Genomic DNA, 18,684 nt, shown 5'->3' on the forward strand with positions numbered 1-18,684 from the left:
CCTCCTTCACTGCTGGTTTGGCTGTTGACGTCTTCGCTGTGTCACCGCTGGTAGATGCCGACCTCGTACAGGGAGTAGCCCCATTCGGTGCCGCGCTCGGTGAGGTTGAGGCGCACGTACCGGCCGGTCCCGGAGACGTCGATGCTGTCGACGCCGCCGTTGCCGCCCGTGACCGTCCGGATCGTGTTCCAGGTGCTGCCGTCGTTCGAGGTCTGGATCTCGTACGACTTGCCGTAGGCCGTCTCCCAGACGAGCTGCAGGTGGTCGAACGACTGCACCGACCCCAGGTCCACCCGGTACCAGGCGGACGGCCCCCACTCGCTGGCCCAGCGCGTGGCCGGGTCCCCGTCGACCGCGCGGCCGGGCGTCCAGTCGCCGTTCCACGGGTCGAAGCTCGACGCCGTCGCCGTCTTGCCCCGGGCGATGTTCGTCCCGTCGACCTGCGGTGCGACGACGCGGAACGACCTGGTCTCCACACCCACGTTGCCCTCGCCGTCCTCGGCGAACACGTAGACCTTCCAGACGCCGAGCATCTCCGGCGCCGTGACCCGGAATGTGCCGGGTGCCGTCTGCGTGAACTGCGCCTGCGCGATGCCGCCCGCGTCGTTGATGTACTTGCTGTTCAGCATCACGTTCGGCGTGATCGGGTCGCCGTCGGGGTCCGTCACGTCGACGGAGACCGTGAACTGCTCGCCGGCCTCCACCGCGGTCGAGCCGGGGACGCTCATGCCGGAGATGCGGGGCGGCGTGTTCATCGCGGAGGTGTCGACACCCCAGGCCCGCGCGATCGAGTAGTAGCCGAGACGCTTGTTGTCGCCGGGCAGGATGTTGAACCACACGCCCCCGAAGTCGCCCTCGATGCCGTAGTGGAAGAACGTCGCGCCCAGCGAGACGCCCTCGTGCTCCCGCAGGCACCGCCACGAGTCCACGTACGCAGCGCCCTTCTCGAGGTCGGTCGGCTCCTCCGGGACGCCGTTCGCGTCGTCCGGCACCTCCCACTCGCCGGCCGCACCACCCTCGGTCAGCAGGTAGGGACGGTCGTAGCCGCCCGTCTCCCAGGCCTCGCGGATGTTGCACACGTCGCCGTAGGCGTTGATCGACAGCAGGTCGAGGTCCGGGGCGTTGCGCTCGATGTACGGCCAGGCGCCCGCCCACGCGTCGGTGTTCGTGGTCGGGTGGTTCGGGTCCGCCTGGTGCACGGCGACGCTCACCTCGTTGACGAAGGCCGCGTAGGCGTTGCGGATCTGCTCCAGCTCCGTGCCGGAGTAGCAGTTCTGCAGGCCCAGGATCGCCTCGTTGCCGATGTTCCACATGAGCACGCCGGGATGGTTCTTGTACGTCTCGACCCAGTTGAGGATGTCGGCCTTGGTCTCGGACTTGTACGCGCTGTCGCTGCGGTAGTCGATGCAGCCGCCGGAGCCGGGGCCACCGCCGGGCAGGAGCCAGAACCCCATCACCACGCGCACATCGTGCGCCGCGGCGGAGTCGAGCAGCTGGCGGGTGTCCGCCCCGGTGCCCCAGGTGCGGATCGTGTTGGCGCCCATCTCGACGAGCGGCGGCATGTAGTGGTCGGCCGCGCTGAACGACGGGCCCCACGTGAAGCCGCGCACGGTGTAGGGCCGGTCGTCGACCTGCAGGTCCCAGGCGCCGTTTCCGCCCACCACCTCGACCTTGCTCGGCCCGGAGTCGCGCACGGGCACGTTCGGGTGGCCCGGGTCCACGTAGTTCGGGTCACCGGGGTCACCTGGATCGCCCGGGTCGGACCCGCCGGCCTCGCCGAACACGCGCAGCTCCCACAGCGAGTTGCCGTAACCGCCCGACCGGGCAGTGGACAGCAGCCGCACGTGGCGGGCCGTCCCGTCGACGTCGAACGTGTCGGTACCGCCGTCGCCCGAGCTGGTCGAGTACACGGTGGACCAGGACGAGCCGTCGGTGGAGGTCTGGAACTGGTACGTCGTCGAGTACGCCGACTCCCAGACCAGCTCGACGTGATCGAGGTCGGCGGACCTACCCAGGTCGACCCGGATCCACTGCGGGTCGCTGAACTCGCTCGCCCAGCGGGTGGTCAGGTCGCCGTCGACGGCGGCGCTCGCAGGTGTGTAGTCCGAGTTCTCCTCGGAGGACGCGGTAGCGGTCTTGCCCTGCGACAGCAGGACCGGTTCGGCGTGTGCCGAGGTCGCGGGCACGACGAGCGCCGTCGCCGCGAGCAGGCCGGTCGTCAGGGCGGCGGCCCCGGCGCGTAGGCCGCGCCTGAGGCGGGCCGCCGGTGCGCCGGGGGATCCGGTGGTGATCATGGGTCTTCCTCTCCGTCCGCTCGTCGGCCAGGTGCGGGGCCGGGGCGGGGTCGTCGTTGAGCCTGCCTTCGCGTCGCTCCGGTGCGATGCGAGTTGGGAGAGCGCTCTTACAACGCCCATCCTTGACCCGGTCTTGGCGAGGCGTCAAGGGTCGGGAGGTTGTGCTTCCGACCATCTTTCACAACTTTTTCGGGGTTAATCAGGCCTTTGGCACTGATTGTCGACGACGTCGGCACGACCTGAGCTGTCGCCACGTCACCCGCCCAACCTCCGTCGGAGAGCGCTCTTACTCTGTTAACGTCAGCCTGTGAGCAAGGATCTGCGGCGTCCGGCGCCGACTCTGGAGGACGTGGCGAAGGTCGCCGGCGTCTCCCGCGCGACCGTGTCCCGTGTGATCAACGGCAAGCGCAAGGTCGCCCCCGCTGTGCAGGAGGTGGTCCTGGAGGCCGTGGCCGAGACCGGCTACGTGCCCAATCGCGCGGCGCGTTCCCTGGTCACGCGTCGCACAGGCACTGTCGCCGTCGTCATCTCGGGTGCCGACGCCGACCCGGACACCGAGCTCGACCTCTCAGGTGTCTTCTCCGACCCGTTCTTCGGACGGGTGGTCGGATCTCTCGTCCGGACTCTCCGGCCGCACGACGTGCACCCCGTCCTCATGTTCGCCGACAACGACCAGACGCGTGCCCAGGTGGTCTCCTACCTGCGGTTCGGCAACGCCGACGGGGCGCTGCTCGTGTCGACGCACGCCGACGACCCGCTGCCCGAGGAACTGCTGGGTACCGGCAGCCCGATAGTGCTCTTCGCGCGGCCGGGCCACGCGATCCCGGCGAGCTACGTGGACCTGGCCAACGCGGACGGCGCCCGCCTCGCGGCGAACCACCTGCTCGACCGGGGCTGCCGCAGGCTCGGGGTGATCTCGGGGCCGGTCGATGTCCCGTCCGCCCGGGACCGGCTCGACGGCTTCCGTGATGCCGCGGCCCGGCGGGGCCACGCGTTCGTCCCCAGCATCGAGGGATCGTTCACGTTCGAGAGCGGTGAGGTCGCGATGGCTGCGTTGCTGGCGACCACGCCGGACCTCGACGGGGTCTTCGTCTCGAACGACCTCATGGCCCAGGGCGCGATTCACGTGCTGCAGACCAACGGCCGGCGGGTGCCCGAGGACGTGGCGATAGTCGGGTTCGACGACAGCCCCGTGGCGGTGCAGACCCGGCCCCGGCTCACGACCGTGCGCCAGCCGGTGGAGAAGATGGCGGAGGAGATGGCGCGCATGCTGCTCGAGCAGATCGACGCCGACGAGCCGATGGTGCGTTCGGCGATCTTCGAGCCGGTCCTGGTGGTCCGCGACTCGGCGTGAGCGCGCTTCGCGATATGTGCGACGACTTAACACGTCCAGCGGAAGTGTTAAAAATCAAGCCGAAACTTAACGTGTCGACTAGATTGTCGATATGGCCTGGAACCCGGAAGTGCCATATGACGCGCTTCCTCTACTCCCCCCAGTTGGCGACCTCGAGACCAAGCGCGTCCTGAAGAAGGCGATCGAGGCTCGCGAGGTCCTGGCACGCTTCGATGCCTTGGCGTCGGCACTGCCCAATCCAGCGGTATTGATCAACGCGATCCCGCTGCTGGAGGCGCAGGCCAGCAGTGAGATCGAGAATATCGTCACCACGACCGACGAGCTCTTCGAGGCCACTGCGCACCAGTCCGGTGCGACGCCCGCCGCGCGTGAAGCGCTCCGCTACCGCTCGGCGCTCCGGATGGGTTTCGACGAGATCGGTAGGCGGCCGATCACCGAGCGAACCACGGCGCGCCTCTGCTCGGCGATTCGCGGCCACGAGGTCTCGTTCCGTCGAGGCGAGGTGTACATCGGCGATTCCGTGGCGGGCAGGCGGATCTACACACCGCCGGCTACGCCTCAGGCGATCGAGGGCCTGCTCGACAACTGGGCGGCCTTCGTCAACGAACCGTCTGACCTGGACCCGCTCGTCACGATGGCGGTCGCGCACTACCAGTTCGAGGCCATTCACCCGTTCGACGACGGAAATGGCCGCACGGGCAGGATCGTCAACGTGCTGATGCTCTGCGACGCAGGCCTGCTCCACCTTCCGCTGCTGTACCTCTCGCGCTACATCATCGAGAGCAAGGACGACTACTACCGACTGCTTCGAGGGGTCACGTCGGCGGACGGCTGGGAGGACTGGATTCTGTACATGCTCGAGGGCGTCCGTGTGACTGCTGTGCGCAGCATCGAACTGGTAGAGCAGGTGCAGGCGGTGCGGGGCGAGATCGTCGACGCGGTCCGGCATGCACTCCGCTCGGCCAACTCGGACGTCGTCGAGGTGCTCATGGAGCAGCCGTACTGTCGCGTCCGGGACGTGGTCGAACGATGCGGGGTCACTCGCCAGACTGCGGCCCGCTGGCTGCGTGATCTGGTCGACGCGGGGGCCCTGGTAGAGGTCAAGGCCGGGCGAGAGGCGATGTTCATCAACCGGCAACTCATGGACGTGCTCCGTCCGTGAGGCACCGACGGCGTGGGATTCACTGTCCGCCGTCCACCACGTACGAGTCGTTCGTGTGGAAATCCCTCACTCTCCCGCGACCACGACCTTGCTAGGTTCCTGAACAAATCGGTCGTCGAAGCCCGACGGCCCCGAACCGGAAGCGAGGTGGTTCCCCGTGAGATCTCGTCGCGCACCGCTGTTGATCGCTGCTCTCCTCGCGGCGCTCCTGGCTCCAGGAGCAGCAGCCGCGGCCCCCGCCCCGGCAGCCCAGGCCGCTGTGGCCAGCTGCAGCGCGGCTGCCTGGAGCAGTGGCGCCGTCTATGTCGGCGGCAACCAGGTCACGCACGCCGGCGCCGCATGGCGGGCCAAGTGGTGGACGCAGGGCGAGACGCCCGGCACCACCGGTGAGTGGGGCGTGTGGGAGCGCACCGGCACCTGCGACGGCGGCGGTGAGCCGCCGGTCGACCCGCCCGGCACCGAGGACTTCCCGGTCAGCCAGGCCCAGTTCAACCAGTTCTTCCCCAACCGGAACTCGTTCTACACGTACTCCGGGCTCGTCGCCGCGCTCAGCGCCTACCCGGGCTTCGCCAACAGCGGCAGCGAGACCATCCAGAAGCGTGAGGCCGCCGCGTTCCTCGCCAACGTCTCGCACGAGACCGGTGGCCTGGTGCACATCGTCGAGCAGAACACGGCGAACTACCCGCACTACTGCGACCTGTCCCAGCCCTACGGCTGCCCGGCGGGCCACGACCAGTACTACGGCAAGGGCCCGATCCAGCTGAGCTGGAACTTCAACTACAAGGCGGCGGGCGACGCGCTCGGCATCGACCTGCTGAACAACCCGCGCCTGGTGCAGACCGACTCGGCGATCGCCTGGAAGACCGGCCTCTGGTACTGGAACACCCAGAACGGTCCGGGCACCATGACGCCGCACGCGGCGATCGTGAACAACCGTGGCTTCGGCGAGACCATCCGCAGCATCAACGGCAGCATCGAGTGCAACGGCGGCAACCCCGCCCAGGTGCAGAGCCGCATCGACACGTACCTGCGCTTCACGAGCGCACTGGGCGTGGACCCGGGCGGCAACCTCTACTGCTGACCCGCCTGCCCCTGTCGGGCTGATCGTCGTTCAGCACAGCACCTGCTGCCAGGAGCACGACTCGACTGGCAGCAGGCGCTGTGCTGAACCGAAGAAGGAGGACGAGGAGAGCGTGGTGACTAGGTTATCCAGAGAGGGAGAAGGAAGCCGCCACATGGCCTCGTCCGGGGCACACCCTAGACGTCAGGCCGGTACCAGGTCGAGCAGGTTCTGCGGTGTCACCACCCGGGAGCCCGTCGGAAGCTCCTCCGGGGCCCCGAACCCGAGGTAGGTCACCGGGCCGGTGCCCTGCGGCATCTCGTGGTGCACCTTCACGCCGTCGGCCCGGAGCAGCTCCACCAGGTAACGCACGGTGAGGTACCGGCGTGCCGCGATGGCGCGGACCAGCGTCGTCGTGGTGACCCGGTGCTCCTCGACCGTGTTGTAGCCGGGCGAGCCGTTCAGGTCGAGGTGCAGCCAGAGCGCCTCCCACCCGTCCTCGCCGCGCAGGAAGGCGGCCGGGATCACGACCCGCCCCGCGCCCGTGAGGTCGGACTTCAGGCGCACCGTCGCCGGCTCGAACGGCAGACCGGCCTGCGCGGTGTCCCGCGACATGAACCCGAAGAACCCGTCGGCCAGCTGGTCGAACCGCTCGCCCGAGTACAGGTGCACCTCCGGCACGACGACGGGCCGCCGGATCCGGCGGGTGCTCACGTCCACGAACTCCGTGGCTCCGCCGGGGGCCTCGGTGAGGTCGCCGGAGTGCACGAAGCCCTCACCGCGCAGCCGCGTCCACGAGACGTGCTCGGCATCGGTGAAGTCCCGGTCCAGCAGCAGGCAGGAGAGGTCGAGGTCCGTCGTCTGCCGCGTTTCCCGCCAGTGCACGAAGAACCGCAGCAGCTCGCCCGTCACGCGCGTCCGCGAACCGCGGGGGAGCACGCCGGCGCCGTCGGGCCGGGCACGTGCGGACAGCGGGAGCGCCACGTCGAGGAGGTCGGGGTCGACCACCAGGTCCTGCGGCCTCGGTACCCGGCGGAGCACCTCGGCGTCACAGGCCCGGGCCAGCGTGGTCAGCGCGTCCGGGGGAAGGGGCGACCGCTCGTCGGCCGAGGCCCACGCGCCGCCGCGCCGGTTGACGAAGACCCGCCGGCCAGGATCCGGGCGCCCCACGCCCGGTCGTCCGCTCGCGCTCGGCTGCCGATTCGTAGCCGCGCGACGGTTCTCCAGGTGTTCGCGCAGCCCGAGCACGACCCGGCCGGACACGTCCGGCAGCGCCCGCTCGAGCGCGTCGACCACGGCGGCCGCCTCGGCGTCGTCGGCCGCGGACCGCAGCAGGTGGTCGGCACGCCGGACGAGCGCGCCCGGCGCCGCCGCGAGCAGCCGCAGCGCCTCCGCCCGCGCGCCCGAGGCGAACGCCCGCTCCACGCGGGCGGGCAAGGACGGCACGTCGTCCTCACCGCGGGCGACGGCGAAGACCCGCGCCCCCGGTCCGGCGTGCTCGTGCGGGTGCAGCCGCTCACCGAGCCGCTTCCACGCCTCGCGATGTGTCCCGACGTCGCCGACCTTGGCGGGCGACGCGCCGACGACCGCGTCGAGGGCGGCGAGCAGCGTGCGCCGGACCGGACGCGGCAGCGAGCGGAACCGCGTCGCGGTCTCCAGGGTCACGTCGCCGCCCGAGAGCGCACAGGCCAGCCGCAGCACGTCGGTGACGGTGTCGATCTCGGGCTCCCTGCCGTACAGGACGTGCGTCGCGTTGACGATCGCACGCGCCGACCGCTGCGGGACGGTCGCGGGCTGCTCCATGCCGGCGCAGTACGGGGCCAGCAGCGCGAGTGCCGCGAGGTCGGCGTCGGACAGCGGTGTGGTGCTCCCCGCCAGGTGGCGGTAGAGGCCGTGCGCCTCCTCGTCGAGCGTGCCGCCCACGTCGAGCACCGTGCGGCGGTCACCGAGCGCAGGCAGGAACGCGTCGTGCGCCGCCACCATCTCCTCGTAGGTGTGCTGGTAGCTGCCGTAGCGCGGCAGGGCGAGCAGGTCGAACTCGCGTCGCGCGAAGATCGCCCCGGCGTCGGCGGCTCCGGGCGCATCCTTCAGGGCGTCCTGGAGGCAGGACACCCAGAAGTCGAGCGTGTCGGGCACGTTGCGCGGGAAGTCCCGGAAGTAGGGGTTGTGCTGCGCATGGGCGCCGACAGCCTCCTGCACGACGGCCAGCACCTGCACCGACACCAGGCGCGCGTCCTGTGGCGTCAGGGTGCCCAGGTAGCTCAGCAGGCGGCCCGACGCCTTGTAGCCGATGGTGAGGAGGACGCCGTCGAACCGCCGGGCGACCGAGGCGGCGTCGCCGGAGGAGACCGCCGTGAGAGGAACTCGCCAGGTCCGCCGGACGACCAGGTCGAAGATCTGCTGGGACATGACGCGCATCGTGGCACGGAACGGTGGTCCGGGCGGACAGGTTTCCCGCCATCCGTGCCACGATGACGGCATGCCTCTCGAACCCCGGTACCTCGCAGCAGAGGACCGTTACGACACCATGACCTACCGCCGGACCGGCCGCTCCGGCCTGGACCTGCCCGCGCTGTCCCTGGGGCTCTGGCACAACTTCGGTGACACCAGCCCGTTCGACACCCAGCGCGCCATCCTGCGCCGCGCGCTCGACCTGGGCGTCACGCACCTCGACCTCGCGAACAACTACGGCCCGCCGTACGGGTCGGCCGAGCAGAACTTCGGCCGGCACCTCGCCGCGGACCTCAAGCCGTACCGCGACGAGCTGGTCCTCTCCACCAAGGCCGGCTACGACATGTGGCCCGGCCCCTACGGTGACCACGGCTCCCGCAAGTACCTGCTGGCCAGCCTCGACCAGTCGCTGACCCGGATGGGCGTCGACTACGTCGACGTCTTCTACCACCACCGGCCCGACCCCTCGACGCCGCTCGAGGAGACCATGGGCGCGCTCGCCGCGGCGGTCCAGCAGGGCAAGGCGCTCTACGTCGGCGTCTCCAACTACTCCCCGGAGCGGACGCGCGAGGCGGCGCGGATCCTCGACGGCCTGGGCGTCCCGCTGCTCATCCACCAGCCGTCCTACTCGATGCTCAACCGGCACATCGAGAACCCCGCCCACGAGGACCCGTACGACGGCAGGCAGAGCGAGTCGCTGCTCGACGTCGTCGGTGAGCTGGGGGTCGGGACCATCGTGTTCTCCCCGCTGCAGCAGGGCCTGCTGACCAACAAGTACCTCGGGGGTGCGGCGCCGGAGGGATCCCGTGCGGCCCGCCCGGACTCGCCGTTCCTCTCGTCCGGCGCACTCACCGAGGACTACCTGGGCCGGGCCAAGGCGCTCAACGAGATCGCGGAGGGCCGCGGCCAGACGCTCGCGCAGCTCGCGCTCGCCTGGGTGCTGCGCGACACGCGTGTGACCTCGGCGCTCATCGGCGCGTCGTCGGTGGCGCAGCTCGAGGACAACGTGGCGGCGCTCTCGGCAGGCCCCCTCACCGAGGACGAGATCGCGGCGATCGAGCCCCTGGCGCAGCCCCTCGCCTGACGCCCCACCCGCCGCCGGGTCGTGAATCCACACCACACGTTCCACCGCACTTCACCGAGCTGTCGCGCCGAATCGATCCTGTGGCGGGACGATAGGAGGGTTCACCGCTCGACGGGGAGGGGTACCACGGCCCTGGAGAGATGGAGTACGAGCATGTCCGAGATGAAGACCGCGACAGTCGTGGGAGCCGGCATGGTCGGCCTCGCGACCGCCTGGCACCTGCAGGAACGTGGCGTGGAGGTGACGGTCCTCGACCGGCACGGCGTCGCGGCGGGGGCGTCCTGGGGCAATGCGGGCTGGCTCACGCCCGGCCTGGTGATGCCGCTGGCGGACCCGTCGCTCTGGGCCTACGGGCCCAAGGCGATGCTGGACCCCAGCGCGTCCCTCAGCGTCCCGTTCCGGTTCGACGGCGCGCTGTGGGCATTCCTCGCGCGCTTCATGGCGAACGCGACGCACGGTGCGTGGCAGCGCGCCATGGCAGCCCTGACCCCGATCGACCGGCTCGCGCTCGAGGCGTACGACGAGCTCGAGGCCGGCGGCGTGCACGCGACGTCGCACCCGAGCCGTTGGGTGGTCGGGTTCGAGCGGGAGCGGGAGTCACGCCCGTTCGTGCACGAGCTGCGCGCCGTGGCCAAGGCAGGCCAGGAGGTCCGCCTCTCGAGGATGCCCGACGGCGTCCGCGTGCCGCACCTCTCCCGGGCGGTGCAGTCGACCTGGACGCTCGAGGGTCAGCGGTACATCGATCCGGGGGCCTACGTGCAGGCCCTCGCGACGTCGGTCAGCGCCCGCGGCGCGAAGGTGCTCTCGGACGCCCGGGTCGAGGGTGTCCGCGTGGTTCCGGGCGGCGTCGAGACAGCGGTCCACGGACACGACGCAGTGACGTCCGACGCCGTGGTGCTCGCCACGGGCGCGTGGCTCCCGGAGCTGGCGCAGCGGTTCGGGGTGCGGACCCGGTTGCAGGCGGGACGGGGCTACTCGTTCAGCGTGCCCGTGGCGAGCCCGCCGATCGACCACCCGGTCTACTTCCCGGCCAGGCGCGTGGCCTGCACCCCGTACCAGGGGCGGCTGCGGATCGCCGGGACCATGGAGTTCCGCGGGCCCGACGAGCCGTTCCAGCCCGCCCGCGTCGACGCGATAGTGAGCTCCGTCCGAGGCCTGTTCGAGGGTGTGGACCTGGACTCCCGCGAGGACGAGTGGGTCGGCTCCCGGCCGGTGACGCCGGACGGGCTGCCGCTCGTGGGCCGGACGGCCGCACCCGGCGTCTACGTGGCCGGCGGTCACGGCATGTGGGGCATGGTGCTCGGCCCGGCGACGGGCCGGGCGCTGGCGACGCTGATCACCACCGGTCAGGTGCCGGAGGAGATCCGACCGTTCGACCCCCTGCGCTGACCCGGGTCAGTGCCTCTCGCGCTCGGCCAGCCGGTCGAGCCCGTCGAGGATGATGTCCAGGCCGAACTCGAACTCGGTCTGGCCGTCGCACCAGCCGAGGGTGGGGTCCGCGCCGTCGTGGCTGACGGCGGCGAGCATCTCGACCATGTGCGGCACCTGGTCGGCCATCTGCATGAGCAGCGCGGTGGCGGCGTCGTCGGCGCCCTCCTTGGCGCCGCCGCCGGCCGCCGAGCCCGCCGTGGCGCCGTCGGGCTCGAAGAGCTCCTGGGAGAAACCGAGCGCGCGGCTGCCCAGCGCGTGCATGGCATGGTGGACCAGGTCGTACGAGAAGCCGCCACGCCGCATCAGCCCGATCAGCGAGTCGTAGTACCGGACGACGTGCAGGCTGAAGGACTTCCTGGTCTCCAGGACGGTCGACGCCCACGGGTGGCGGAGCAGCACCGCCCGGGCCGTGAGGATCTGCCGGCGCATCGCCGGCTTCCACGAGGACCGGGGGGCGTCGTCGGCCAGGGGCTCCAGCCGGCCGACGGCGTCCTGGATCTCCGCCGCGACGACGTCGACCACGCCGTCCAGCAGGTCTTCCTTGTTGGCGACGTGGTGATAGAGCGACATCGCCTCGATCCCGAGCTCGCGGGCCAGGCTGCGCATGGTGAGCGCCCCGAGGCCGTCGCGGTCGGTCAGGGCGACCGCCGAATCGAGCACGCGGGCGCGCGTCAGGGCGCTCCGTGGTGCCGTGCCCGTCGTCCTGGGTGAAGTCATGGTCTCGCGATCCTACGTCGGCGGAACTCTTGACGGGCTCGGCGCACCGGCCTACCTTACGTCGTAAGGCTTACACCGTAAGCCTCTTCGAGAAGGTGGACGTCATGTGGACCGGGATCCTCTGGGCGGTCGTAGGGCTGCTGGTGGTGGCACTCGCTGGGTTCCTCGCCCTCGTGGTGTCGATGCGCACCAAGAACCGCCGTGGGCTGGGCGTCATCCGCAGGTTCGGCAAGCGGTTCGGCCGGTCCATCGAGCTGCGGACAGCAGGGGAGCCCGGCGCGTCCGCCGCGGTGATCCGGCACGTCGGCCGACGGTCGGGTGCGCCGTACGCGACACCGATCGGCGTGTACCCGATGGGCGACGACTTCCTCGTCTACCTCCCGTACGGGCCGGACGTGGACTGGCTGCGCAACATCCGTGCGGCAGGTTCCGCCGAGCTGCGCGTCGAGGGCCGCACGCACCAGGTGGTGCCGCAGGTCATCGAACCGGCCGAGGCCCTGCCCTATCTGTCCCAGCGGGACCGGCGGATCGCGAGCCTCTTCGGCGTCACCGACTTCCTCGCGCTCCGGCACGCGCCGGTCGTCTCGGGCGGTACCACGTGAGGGCCGTGCGCCGGGACGGGTACGGCCCCGTGGACATCCTCCGGGTGTCCACGGTCGAGGACCCGGTCCCCGGCTCCGGCGAGGTGGTGGTCCGGGTCGCCGCCGCCTCCCTGAACATGGCGGACCTCGATCACCTGCTCGGCGTCCCGCGCCTCGCCCGCCTCGGCACCGGCCTCACCCGGCCGACCAACCGCGGGGTGGGTGTCGACGTCGCCGGGACGGTCGAGGCGGTCGGGCCGGACGTGACCGGTCTCCTCCAGGGCGACCGGGTCTGGGCAGACCTGTTCGACCTCGGGCACGGCGCGCTGGCCGACCGGGTGCGCGTCCCGGCGTCGGCCCTGTCACCGCTGCCTGACGCCCTGCCGTTCGACGTCGCCGCCACCGTGCCGCACTCGGGGACGCTCGCCCTGCAGAGCCTGCGCGCCATCGGGCCGATCCGGCCGGGTGAGCGAGCGCTGGTCAACGGGGCGGGCGGCTGCGTGGGACCGTTCGCCGTGCAGATGGCGAAGGCGTGCGGAGCGGTGGTGACCGCCGTCGATCACGGCGACAAGCTCGACTTCCTCCGGGAGCTGGGTGCGGACGAGGTGATCGACTACACCCGCGAGGACTTCGTGCGCGGTGCCCGGCGGTTCGACGTCGTCCTCGACATCGCCGACACCCGGTTCCTGGCGGCGCTCCGGCGGTCTCTGGCGCCAGGCGGGCGGTACGTGCTGATCGCGCGACGGATCAGCTCGTTCGCGGAGAAGGCGTTGCTCGGCCCGGTGGTCGGCAGGCTGACGGGGACCCGGATGTCCACGTTCTTCTGGCGTCCCAACCAGCGGGCGGACCTGGACGAGCTGGCCCGGCTCCTCGTCGCCGGCGACGTGCTGCCCCGGGTCGACCGGCGCTACGGGCTCGACGACACCGTCGAGGCGTTCCGGCGCCTCGAGTCGGGCCGAGCACGGGGCAAGGTGCTCGTAGTCCCGTAGGCCACGAACGTCGTGGCAGGATCGCATCGTGACGACGAAGCGCATCCTCATCCTCGCCGGCCGCGGACGCTACGAGGACCCCTGGCACGACCATGCGGCGACGTCGCACGTGGTCGCCGGCATCATCGGCGACCTGGGCGCCGTCGAGGTCCGGGGGCTCTTCCGGGACGCGCTGGACGACCTCGACTCCGTCGACCTGCTGGTCGTGAACGGCGGTTCGGGCCGCCGGGGCCCCGAGTTCGACGGGTCCGACGACGACTGGCTCGCCTTCCACGCCCGGCTGGCGGGCTGGGCGCGGGCCGGGGGAGCGGTGCTCGGTCTGCACCAGGCGGCTAACACGTTCTACGACGCGCCCGACTGGTCCGCGGTGCTCGGCGGTCGCTGGGTTCCGGGCGAGTCGATGCACCCGCCCATCGGTCAGGCGCGGTTCGAGCTGGCGCAGGGACACCCGGTCACGGAGGGTCTCGACACCGTCGAGGCCTTCGACGAGCGCTACTGCCGCCTGCAGGTGGCCCCGGCGACGCGGATCCTCGGCACCACCCCGGACGACGACGGCGCCGAGCAGCCGATCCTGTGGGTCAACGACGCGCACGGCGGACGCAGCGTGTACTCGGCCCTGGGTCACGACGCGCGCTCGTACGCCTCGGCGGGGCACCAGCAGCTGCTGCGCCGGTCGGCGTCCTGGCTGCTCTCGTAGCGGGGTTGACCTCAACCAAAGTTCAGGTTGTTGGCTGGGTGCATGCAGATCATGAGCGTCGACACCGTGACCCGATCGACCGCGGAGACCGCCGCGTACTACGAGACGGTCCTCGGACTGCCGGTGCGGAAGGAGATCGGCGCGGTGGAGGTCACCGTCGGCCGATCGGTGATCCGGTTCCGGGAGGACGCCGACGCCGAGGGCGACCAGCACTACGCCTTTCTCATCGATGACGCGCGGTTCGACGCTGCCCGAGCCTTCCTCGCGGCGGGTCCAGGGCTGCTGAGCGACGGCGCCCGCACGGAGTTCGAGGCACAGCCGGCCTGGAACGCCCGGTCGCTCTACTTCCCAGGTCCGGACCGGTCGGTCCTGGAGGTCATCGCACGCCGTGATCTGCCTTCGAACCTGGGTGCCGGGCACGTGTCGGGGGCGAAGGCCTCAAGCCCGCACGTGCCCGGCACCCAGCCTGCCCCTTTCGGCCCCGGCGACCTGCTCTCCGTGAGCGAGGTGGGCATCGCGGTGCCCGACGTCGCAGGCACCGCCGACCGGCTCACCGACGCCGGTATCGGCCGCTACCCGGACGGCTCGGCGACGTTCAGCCCGGCCGGGCACATCGACGGCATGCTCATCCTGGTGAGCCCGGGCCGCACGTGGTTCCCGACGTCGGACCGGGTGGTGGCCGAGCCGCCGGTCACGGTGGTCGCGCAGGCCGGGGCGGCGAGCCCCGGTGTGGTGCCGGGGCGGTACGAGCTCGCGCCGGGCCGCGTGCTCGTCGTCCGGCCCTAGCATCACTTTTGCGATCATCTCGGTATCACTTTTGCGAGGATCTCAGTATCACTTTTGCGATCGCTCGCCCCGTCACGCCCCCTTGGTGAAACCCAGCTGCCGCCACACCTCGTACACCGCTATCGACGCCGCGTTCGTCAGGTTGAGCGACCGGCGGCCGGGCAGCATCGGGATCCGCAGCTCGTCGGTGATCCGCGGGTGGGCGAGTGCCTCGGGCGGTAGCCCGGTGGGCTCGGGCCCGAACACCAGGACGTCGCCCGGCCGGTACTCGACGTCGGTGAACCGCGTAGTCGCCCGGGTCGTGAACGCGAAGACGCGTGCCTCCGGGAGAGCGTCGAGCGCCGCGTCCAGCGAGGGGTGCACGTCCATGACGGCGAGGTCGTGGTAGTCGAGGCCCGCGCGCTTCAGCTTGGTCTCCGAGAGGTCGAAGCCCAGCGGCTCCACCAGGTGCAGCCGGGCCCCGGTGACCGCTGCGAGCCGGATCGCGGACCCGGTGTTCCCGGGGATGCGGGGTTCGAAGTAGACCACGTGGGCGAGTGGGGTCTCTGGCAGCGCGGGGGCATCGGCGGAGTGCGGCACGTACCCATTCTCGCTGCCCGACGGCGGCGCGCCGTCCTGCCCGTGGGCATTGCTCCGTTCCGGACCTCCGCATAACCTGGGCACATGACGCACGGGCTCAACTGGTGGCGGCTGCACTCGCAGCCGTGACCTGACGCGCCCACCGCACACAAGTCCCGAGCTGCTCACCGCAGCCCGGGACTTCTCTGTGCCCGACGCCGTACGTGGGCAGCTCCTTGACCGAAGGAGACCCACATGTCCGTCACCACGACGCCCGAGGCGACCACCCCGCCGTCGGGCACAGCCTCCGCCCATGCGGCTCGCGAACGCAGCGCCGTCCTGGAGAGCCGGATCGCCCGGAACCCGGGGGAGTATCGCGTCCTGACCGGGGACCGCCCCACGGGCGCGCTGCACCTCGGCCACCTGCTCGGCACCGTCGCCAACCGCGTACGCCTGCAGAACCTGGGCGTCGAGGTGTTCCTGATCGTCGCCGACTACCAGGTCATCACCGACCGGGACGACGCCGGGGACCTGCCCGCAACCGTCCGCGAGGTGCTGCTCGACTACCTCGCCGCAGGGCTCGACCCAGAGCGCAGCACCGTCTTCACGCATTCGGCGGTGCCTGCGCTGAACCAGCTGCTGCTGCCGTTCCTGTCGCTGGTCACGGTCGCCGAGCTGGAGCGGAACCCCACCGTGAAGGCCGAGGCGGTAGCCGCGGCCGAGCGGGGCAGGCGAGGGATGAGCGGCCTGCTGTTCACCTACCCGGTGCACCAGGCCGCCGACATCCTGTTCTGCCACGGCAACCTCGTGCCGGTCGGCGAGGACCAGCTGCCGCACCTCGAGACCACCCGGACGGTGGCCCGGCGCTTCAACCAGCGGTACTCGGCGGCGCAGCCGTACTTCCCCGAGCCGGACGCGCTCATCGCGCAGTCCCTCACGATCCTGGGCAACGACGGAGCCAAGATGTCGAAGTCACGCGGGAACGCGCTGGAGCTGCGCGCCTCGGAGGACGAGACCGTGGCGTACTTCAAGCGGGCCAGGACCGACGCCGACCGCACTATCACCTACGAGCCGGACCGACGGCCCGAGATCGCGAACCTCCTCCAGATCGGCGCCCACTTCACCGGGACGTCGCCGGAGGCGCTCGCCGACGAGGTGGGCTCGGCCGGCGCGGGACGGCTCAAGGAGATGGTCATCGAGGCGGTGGTCGAAGGCCTGCGCCCGCTCCGTGCCCGACGTCGAGAGCTCGCCGCAGCGGGACCACGGCACCTCGCGGAGGTGCTCGCCAGGGGCAACGCCCGGGCGAACGCCATAGCCGACCGCACCCTCGACGAGGTCCGCGACCTGATGGGGATGCGGTACTGAACCGCTCAACGGGCCGTGGGCAGAAGAGATCCCCGGCCGGGATGCCTCAATAACCCGGCCGGGGAACTTGGTTCGGACGGTCGACGGCGCTACGGGTAGCCACCCATGAGAGTCGCGCCGTCGGCCGCCCGAAGTCAGCGGGCCAGACGCTCCTTCAGGGCGTCCAGCTGGGCACGCAGCGCGGCAGGGGTGTGGCCGCCGAACTGCGCGAAGAACTCCTCGGTCAGCTGGGCCTCGGCCAGCCACGGCTCCGTCGGGACGTCGAAGAGGGCGGCCAGGTCGGCGTCCGGCACGTCGATACCGTCCAGGTTCAGCGTGCCCGGGGCGGGCAGGCTGCCCACGGGGGAGGCCACCGAGGTGTCCGGCCGCAGGCCGCGCCCTGCCTCGACCTGGCCCACGATCCACTCGACAACGCGCGAGTTCTCGCCGAACCCGGGCCACAGGAAGCGGCCGTCGTCACCCTTGCGGAACCAGTTCACCTGGAAGATCCGCGGGCGCTTCGACTCCTCGATGCCCGCACCGACCTCGAGCCAGTGCGCCCAGTGGTCGGCCATGTTGTAGCCGCAGAACGGAAGCATCGCGAAGGGGTCGCGGCGCAGCTCGCCGAGCGCGCCCTCGGCGGCCGCCGTGCGCTCCGACGAGATGGTGGCGCCCATGAACACGCCGTGCTCCCAGCCGAACGACTGCGCGACCAGCGGCACGTTGGTGGCGCGGCGGCCGCCGAACACGATCGCGTCGACCGGCACGCCCGCCGGGTCCTCCCAGGTGTCCGCGATGGTGGGGCACTGGGCGGCGGCCACGGTGAAGCGGGAGTTCGGGTGGGCCGCCGGCTTGTCGGAGGCGGGCGTCCAGTCGTTGCCCTGCCAGTCGACGAGGTGCTCGGGTGCCTCTGCCGTCAGGCCCTCCCACCAGACGTCGCCGTCGTCGGTCAGGGCGACGTTCGTGAAGATGGTGTCGCGGTCGAAGGTCGCGACGGCGGTCGGGTTCGTGTCGATGCCGGTGCCCGGCGCGACGCCGAAGAAGCCGGCCTCGGGGTTGATGGCGCGCAGCGTGCCGTCGGGGCCGGGCCGCATCCAGACGATGTCGTCGCCGAGGGTCTCGACCTTCCAGCCCGGGATGGTGGGCTGCAGCATCGCCAGGTTGGTCTTGCCGCACGCGCTCGGGAAGGCGGCTGCCAGGTGGTACTGGCGCTGCTCGGGTGACGTGATGCGGATGAGCAGCATGTGCTCGGCGAGCCAGCCTTCGTCGCGCGCCATCGCCGAGGCGATCCGCAGCGCGAAGCACTTCTTGCCCAGCAGGGCGTTGCCACCGTAGCCGGAGCCGTACGACCAGATCTCCCGGGTCTCCGGGAACTGCACGATGTACTTGGTGTCGCTGCACGGCCACGGGACGTCGGCCTCGCCGTCGGCCAGGGGTGCGCCCACCGAGTGCACCGCGGGGACCCACTGCTGCCCGGCGTCGATGAGGTCCAGGATCTCGGCGGACACGCGAGTCATGACGTGCATCGAGACGACGACGTACGGCGAGTCGGTGATCTCGATGCCCACCTGCGAGATCGGGCCGCCGACCGGGCCCATGGAGAACGGCACCACGTACATGGTGCGGCCCTTCATCGAGCCCTCGAACACGCCCTTCAGCTCGGTGCGCATCTCGTCAGGAGCCACCCAGTTGTTGGTGGGGCCGGCGTCCTCCTCGTCCTGCGAGCAGATGAACGTGCGGGACTCGACCCGGGCGACGTCGGCCGGGTTGGAGCGGGCGAGGTACGACCCAGGACGCTTCTCCTGGTTGAGTTCGAGGAGCGTGCCCGCTGCCAGCATCTGGTCGATGAGGCGCTGCTTCTCGGCGGCGGAGCCGTCGCACCAGACGATCTCGTCCGGCTGGGTGAGCCCGGCGACGCTTGCCACCCAGGCGCGCACGTCCTGCTCTCCGACCGGCGGCACGGCGCGCAGCCGGGTCTCCGAGGACGTGCTGGAGCCCTGGCCGGTGGTCATGTCGGCGACGAGCTCGGCGACGAGCCGGGTTCGGCGGGGGTTCGCGAGGACGGACATGTGCGCTCCGATCGTCGTACGGCTGGCCACGGTGGCGGGCTTGTTTCCACTCTTGTGTGTTGATCCGCCCGAATTCCAGTCCTCGGGCTGTCAAGAATCGCCGATCT

Annotated in this window: 15 protein-coding genes; 10 read left to right on the forward strand and 5 right to left on the reverse strand. The window is 70.9% G+C overall.

The genetic code is table 11. The features are described from left to right. Positions 1-41: 41 nt before the first annotated feature. On the reverse strand, positions 42-2,294 hold the full coding sequence (locus tag ACQEVI_RS14035; protein WP_432899782.1) for a discoidin domain-containing protein: 2,253 nt from the start codon (positions 2,292-2,294) through the stop codon (positions 42-44). A gap of 307 nt (positions 2,295-2,601) precedes the next feature. On the opposite strand from ACQEVI_RS14035, the gene ACQEVI_RS14040 reads away from it, so the two are divergent. From ACQEVI_RS14040 to ACQEVI_RS14050, 3 genes are all read left to right on the forward strand, one after another. Further along, the gene (locus ACQEVI_RS14040; protein WP_432899785.1) at positions 2,602-3,648 is read left to right on the forward strand and encodes a LacI family DNA-binding transcriptional regulator; all 1,047 of its coding nucleotides are present in this window, start codon (positions 2,602-2,604) and stop codon (positions 3,646-3,648) included. A gap of 91 nt (positions 3,649-3,739) precedes the next feature. Further along, a complete protein-coding gene (locus tag ACQEVI_RS14045; protein WP_432899788.1) occupies positions 3,740-4,810 on the forward strand; it encodes a Fic family protein in 1,071 nt (356 codons plus the stop codon). A gap of 157 nt (positions 4,811-4,967) precedes the next feature. Further along, positions 4,968-5,891 carry a glycoside hydrolase family 19 protein gene (locus tag ACQEVI_RS14050; RefSeq protein ID WP_432899791.1) on the forward strand — a complete coding sequence of 308 codons (924 nt, stop codon included), beginning with the start codon at positions 4,968-4,970 and terminating at the stop codon, positions 5,889-5,891. Positions 5,892-6,074: 183 nt separating this feature from the next. Here the strand turns inward: ACQEVI_RS14050 and ACQEVI_RS14055 are convergent, their stop codons facing one another. Then, a complete protein-coding gene (locus ACQEVI_RS14055; protein ID WP_432899793.1) occupies positions 6,075-8,279 on the reverse strand; it encodes a hypothetical protein in 2,205 nt (734 codons plus the stop codon). A 70-nt stretch (positions 8,280-8,349) separates the two neighbouring features. Between ACQEVI_RS14055 and ACQEVI_RS14060 the strand changes: the two genes are divergently transcribed. After that, complete coding sequence (locus ACQEVI_RS14060) at positions 8,350-9,405, forward strand: aldo/keto reductase (RefSeq protein ID WP_432899796.1); 1,056 nt, start codon at positions 8,350-8,352, stop codon at positions 9,403-9,405. Positions 9,406-9,558: 153 nt separating this feature from the next. Then, positions 9,559-10,794 carry an NAD(P)/FAD-dependent oxidoreductase gene (locus tag ACQEVI_RS14065; RefSeq protein ID WP_432899799.1) on the forward strand — a complete coding sequence of 412 codons (1,236 nt, stop codon included), beginning with the start codon at positions 9,559-9,561 and terminating at the stop codon, positions 10,792-10,794. A 6-nt stretch (positions 10,795-10,800) separates the two neighbouring features. On the opposite strand, the gene ACQEVI_RS14070 is transcribed toward ACQEVI_RS14065, so the two are convergent. Then, a complete protein-coding gene (locus ACQEVI_RS14070; protein WP_432899802.1) occupies positions 10,801-11,553 on the reverse strand; it encodes a TetR/AcrR family transcriptional regulator in 753 nt (250 codons plus the stop codon). Positions 11,554-11,657: 104 nt separating this feature from the next. Here ACQEVI_RS14070 and ACQEVI_RS14075 point away from each other — a divergent pair, with 104 nt between their 5' ends. The 4 genes from ACQEVI_RS14075 to ACQEVI_RS14090 are packed head-to-tail and all read left to right on the forward strand — an operon-like array spanning position 11,658 to position 14,606. Then, positions 11,658-12,155 (forward strand): nitroreductase family deazaflavin-dependent oxidoreductase, encoded by a 498-nt coding sequence (locus ACQEVI_RS14075; RefSeq protein WP_432899805.1) that lies wholly within the window; start codon positions 11,658-11,660, stop codon positions 12,153-12,155. Further along, positions 12,152-13,123, forward strand: coding sequence for an NAD(P)-dependent alcohol dehydrogenase (locus tag ACQEVI_RS14080; RefSeq protein WP_432899808.1), 972 nt, complete (start codon positions 12,152-12,154; stop codon positions 13,121-13,123). Before ACQEVI_RS14075 ends, ACQEVI_RS14080 begins: the two co-directional genes overlap by 4 nt. Before the next feature lie 28 nt (positions 13,124-13,151). Next, positions 13,152-13,820, forward strand: coding sequence for a ThuA domain-containing protein (locus tag ACQEVI_RS14085; protein ID WP_432899811.1), 669 nt, complete (start codon positions 13,152-13,154; stop codon positions 13,818-13,820). Between the two features lie 42 nt (positions 13,821-13,862). After that, complete coding sequence (locus tag ACQEVI_RS14090; RefSeq protein WP_432899814.1) at positions 13,863-14,606, forward strand: hypothetical protein; 744 nt, start codon at positions 13,863-13,865, stop codon at positions 14,604-14,606. A 72-nt stretch (positions 14,607-14,678) separates the two neighbouring features. On the opposite strand, the gene ACQEVI_RS14095 is transcribed toward ACQEVI_RS14090, so the two are convergent. After that, positions 14,679-15,185 (reverse strand): tRNA (cytidine(34)-2'-O)-methyltransferase, encoded by a 507-nt coding sequence (locus ACQEVI_RS14095; RefSeq protein WP_432899816.1) that lies wholly within the window; start codon positions 15,183-15,185, stop codon positions 14,679-14,681. A gap of 234 nt (positions 15,186-15,419) precedes the next feature. Here ACQEVI_RS14095 and trpS point away from each other — a divergent pair, with 234 nt between their 5' ends. Then, positions 15,420-16,529, forward strand: a complete 1,110-nt coding sequence (gene trpS / locus ACQEVI_RS14100; RefSeq protein WP_432899819.1) for a tryptophan--tRNA ligase — start codon at positions 15,420-15,422, stop codon at positions 16,527-16,529. A 134-nt stretch (positions 16,530-16,663) separates the two neighbouring features. Here trpS and ACQEVI_RS14105 read toward each other — a convergent pair whose 3' ends face one another. Continuing rightward, on the reverse strand, positions 16,664-18,577 hold the full coding sequence (locus tag ACQEVI_RS14105; RefSeq protein WP_432899821.1) for a phosphoenolpyruvate carboxykinase (GTP): 1,914 nt from the start codon (positions 18,575-18,577) through the stop codon (positions 16,664-16,666). Positions 18,578-18,684: the final 107 nt, after the last annotated feature.

The organism is Promicromonospora sp. CA-289599 (assembly GCF_050936155.1).
Classification (GTDB): domain Bacteria; phylum Actinomycetota; class Actinomycetes; order Actinomycetales; family Cellulomonadaceae; genus Promicromonospora.

What these genes read in the sequence shown, in the direction of transcription:
- ACQEVI_RS14035 (WP_432899782.1), bottom strand. Translation starts at nt 2,294, where the DNA reads ATGATCACCACCGGATCCCCCGGCGCACCGGCGGCCCGCCTCAGGCGC.
- ACQEVI_RS14105 (WP_432899821.1), bottom strand. Translation starts at nt 18,577, where the DNA reads ATGTCCGTCCTCGCGAACCCCCGCCGAACCCGGCTCGTCGCCGAGCTC.
- ACQEVI_RS14060 (WP_432899796.1), top strand. Translation starts at nt 8,350, where the DNA reads ATGCCTCTCGAACCCCGGTACCTCGCAGCAGAGGACCGTTACGACACC.
- ACQEVI_RS14055 (WP_432899793.1), bottom strand. Translation starts at nt 8,279, where the DNA reads ATGTCCCAGCAGATCTTCGACCTGGTCGTCCGGCGGACCTGGCGAGTT.
- ACQEVI_RS14070 (WP_432899802.1), bottom strand. Translation starts at nt 11,553, where the DNA reads ATGACTTCACCCAGGACGACGGGCACGGCACCACGGAGCGCCCTGACG.
- trpS (WP_432899819.1), top strand. Translation starts at nt 15,420, where the DNA reads ATGTCCGTCACCACGACGCCCGAGGCGACCACCCCGCCGTCGGGCACA.
- ACQEVI_RS14065 (WP_432899799.1), top strand. Translation starts at nt 9,559, where the DNA reads ATGTCCGAGATGAAGACCGCGACAGTCGTGGGAGCCGGCATGGTCGGC.
- ACQEVI_RS14045 (WP_432899788.1), top strand. Translation starts at nt 3,740, where the DNA reads ATGGCCTGGAACCCGGAAGTGCCATATGACGCGCTTCCTCTACTCCCC.
- ACQEVI_RS14075 (WP_432899805.1), top strand. Translation starts at nt 11,658, where the DNA reads ATGTGGACCGGGATCCTCTGGGCGGTCGTAGGGCTGCTGGTGGTGGCA.
- ACQEVI_RS14090 (WP_432899814.1), top strand. Translation starts at nt 13,863, where the DNA reads ATGCAGATCATGAGCGTCGACACCGTGACCCGATCGACCGCGGAGACC.